The sequence below is a fragment of the Candidatus Aquicultor sp. genome (assembly GCF_054640775.1).
This window is the reverse complement of sequence record NZ_JBTSLF010000269.1, coordinates 1-3,047: the sequence shown is the minus strand read 5'-3', so window position 1 is coordinate 3,047 and position 3,047 is coordinate 1. Positions and strand designations below refer to the sequence as shown.

Sequence of the window (3,047 nt, the reverse complement as noted above, 5' to 3'; positions counted from 1 at the left end):
TCGGCGATGACCGCCGCACCCGGCACCACCATCCCGTTGTCTTCGATCAGAAGCGGCGTCTCCCCGGCCGGATCGAGCAACAGGTAGTCTTGCCGGCGCTCGAAAGGCTTTTCTTCGATCAGCTGCGGGTCAATGCCATATTCCCCCAAAAAAAGCCGGACGAAACGCGATTGCGGGCAGAGAGGATGGTGATGAAGCGTGACCATTCACATCAAGCAGCAGGGGGAAAGAGACGGCGCTATGGTGCAGCCGAAGCGGGCTCAGGGGTATAGGCCCGACGGTGCAAGCCGACAAGTGCGGCCCGAAGTTAGGCAGTGTCTCAATTTGAATGTCCCTTTTGCGCCAGAACCTGACATTCGATCTGTTGCGATCGATTGCAGGAAGGGCCGATTCCCGCTGAGCCGGTTTCGGACAACAAGGGCAGATTAGCTGTCATTCGGTCAGGTTGCGAGATGGCTGGAGCCGTGGAACGGGCTTGAGCTGAAGCTGATCACGCCTATCTTCTCGGCAGAAGACGTGCCGCTCCCGGCCGTTCCAGCCGGAGAATAAGAATGTCGCATCGGCACACGGATTTCGGCGAGGCCGTCGGGAAGCTAAAGCCACCGTCTTCGGAAAGCTATTCCCAGGCCGACTGGGATGCCGCCTATGCGGATTTATCCAAAGAGTCTTCCGACACCCGTCTCTATGAGGCAGCTAAATGGCTCGCGGAAGAGGCCGCTGCGGGTCGCACGGCCTTCCCGAATCCGACGCTGGATCGGTTGACCCCAGCGTGGAGCACCATACTTGCGGTCGCGGCCCACAACCGGGATTATCGAACCGCCCTCGATCTGACATTCGATGAAGCCAATCGGACGCGTGAGGCCGATTGGCTGTCAATGGACGCGATGAGTAGATTGCGAATCGAAGGCGTAGGGGGGCAGCGTTTCACCGTTGCCGATATTGCAGAGACCGGGGCCGATCTCACCGAGAATTGGCTTTTCGACGCAGCGAAATCAAACGGAACCGCCGAGCCTACCGATGACCTAGCGCCAGTGGCAATCACCGCATCGCTGGCGTACAGCTTCCGCAAAGCCATCAATACGCTTTGGAACGCGGTTTGGTGGGATGGGTGGTATTCCACGACGAACCCGGAAGGCGTAGCCCTATGGCAGCCCAGCGATCGTTCATTTGAACAATTGCGGCAAGCCTGGGAGATGCGCCAGCAATCAAACTTGATGAATTACCCCCACATTGACATGACCGCTTGGCCTAAACTCAAACCAGCGGATCGCCGCCGGCTGGGAAGAACCTTCGGTGTTGTCGATGTAGTCGGCCGTGGTTCGGCGCCAAAGATCAAAGTCGCCGCAGTTTCTTACCTGTCCCGCTACATGCCGGCCTATCCCATCGAAAAAGCCGCGCTTGAGGGCGTGTATCTTGCGGATTTTGTGAATACCGACATGCCTCTCCGACCGGGCCTGACAGTCGCCCGTCTGTTGCTGGCTTGGCACATCATTCGTGACGTGGCCACGCTAATAACCAAGCGCGTGCCGTTGCCGACGTCAACCATCAGGCCCGGAGACGCCCGCGAGCTCGCGCTCGCCGTGGAACGGGAATCCCTTCGTAAGGCTGTCGAGCAGGGTCTTAGGGTCGATGCCGCACAGGCCGATGAGCTGATTACATTTCTTACGTTCCAGTTTCAGACGGGCGGACCGTCAAAGGCCAAGGGCAACAAAGGCCTTTGGGCTGCACCGCTGGTGCCCGTCCCAGGTACGACCGAGGTGGTGCTTCCGCTGTCAGTCCTAACTACAAGCAACATCGTTCGACGCGTCGAAGCTTGGCTCGAGAAGGGCGGAATTGACGACACCAATCCAATTACGTGGCCAACCACTAGCCGACGCAGCGGATCGGGAAAGGCTGTGCCATCCACCACCCAAGGTCGGGGGGACCGGTACGAGACCCTCTACCGTCACCAAGTATGCGACGCAATCGTACGGAATACGATGTTCGCGGGTGCTGCCTGCGCGCGGCACGGGATCAAGAAGTCAAAGACGTTTCCTGAGCAGGTCGATCTCCTTGTCGCGTTTGGTGGGGTCTGCCTCGTCGGCGAGGTGAAGTTCTTTCTCATGCCTGCAGACCCACACGAGCGCGCTCGCTATGATGAGAAGCTCAGCGACGCCGCGAAGCAGGCGAAGATCAAACTGTCGGCGCTCAAATTGCAGCCTGATGTCCTCGCCAATGCGCTAGGAATCGATATCGAGGCCGCTAAAGCGCTCGAGCTGGTACCTGTCGTTGTGACCGCACAAGGTTATCGTTTCTCCACTAGGGTGGATGAAGTCTTGATCGTCGAATCCAGCTTTCTTCGGACATATCTCGCTGGTGAAAAGGTGGTCGTCGGCATGGCAATTGTACCCGCAACCGGCGAGCATGTGCAGCACACAAAACAATTCTACAGCAGCGAGAAAGCCGCGGCTCGCGAATTTGAATCAACGATGGAGGCACCATACGTGCTCAAGCGCTTTCTCAATCAAATAAGCTGGAGCGATACGCCGCTTCCGACTCTCGCGCATCCCAGGGCGGTGATCGAAATGCCGGAGATTAAAGATTTGACGGGCTTCGAGAGAGTTCGGGCAGAGGCGATGGCCGCAGCACTGCGGACGAAGCGCTGAGTATCCCGCCCGATATCTCCTCCACCTTCCGCGCCAATCCAGAAGGTGACGCCGCATGACTCCGCTCCGTCCGTCCATAAATGGATGACTGCTTTCGGGATTTGCCCGGTTAAGCTTGGGCGGCCGAGAAGGGCGCTAAGCCGCTCGTCACCGGTCCGTTGGAAGTCTCCTTTGGGTTAAAGCTCGAAATTCAAATCGACGTACAACCCGAAGCCAATAGCGCTGCGAGAGACCATCGCGCATTCCGTCTTCGACGTGAGGAAAGAACCTCTTTCGCTCAATTCCCCGCGACGCCGGCCGGACGTACGCCGATCACCGGCTGCAATTGCGGCAGAGCGTTGCGGGCCATGCGGCGCACGCCGATCGGCCGATAAAGCTGCTTCGTCGCCTCGACGATCAAGA

Annotated in this window: 4 protein-coding genes; 1 reads left to right on the top strand and 3 read right to left on the bottom strand. The window is 58.5% G+C overall.

What is annotated here, in order from left to right; all coding sequences use genetic code 11:
* From ACYC56_RS13960 to ACYC56_RS13950, 3 genes are all read right to left on the bottom strand, one after another.
* The coding region (locus ACYC56_RS13960) for a glutathione S-transferase N-terminal domain-containing protein (RefSeq protein ID WP_461374782.1) at nucleotides 1–206 on the bottom strand (206 nt) is incomplete at its 3' end.
* A 602-nt stretch (nucleotides 207–808) separates the two neighbouring features.
* A complete protein-coding gene (locus ACYC56_RS13955) occupies nucleotides 809–1,075 on the bottom strand; it encodes a hypothetical protein (protein ID WP_461374781.1) in 267 nt (88 codons plus the stop codon).
* A 130-nt stretch (nucleotides 1,076–1,205) separates the two neighbouring features.
* Nucleotides 1,206–1,487, bottom strand: a complete 282-nt coding sequence (locus ACYC56_RS13950) for a hypothetical protein (protein ID WP_461374780.1) — start codon at nucleotides 1,485–1,487, stop codon at nucleotides 1,206–1,208.
* Nucleotides 1,488–1,529: 42 nt separating this feature from the next.
* On the opposite strand from ACYC56_RS13950, the gene ACYC56_RS13945 reads away from it, so the two are divergent.
* The gene (locus tag ACYC56_RS13945) at nucleotides 1,530–2,645 is read left to right on the top strand and encodes a hypothetical protein (protein WP_461374779.1); all 1,116 of its coding nucleotides are present in this window, start codon (nucleotides 1,530–1,532) and stop codon (nucleotides 2,643–2,645) included.
* The last annotated feature ends 402 nt before the right edge of the window (nucleotides 2,646–3,047 follow it).

Excerpts from the sequence above, each read along its gene's own strand:
- ACYC56_RS13955 (WP_461374781.1), bottom strand. The coding sequence starts at position 1,075 with ATGGCTTTGCGGAAGCTGTACGCCAGCGATGCGGTGATTGCCACTGGC.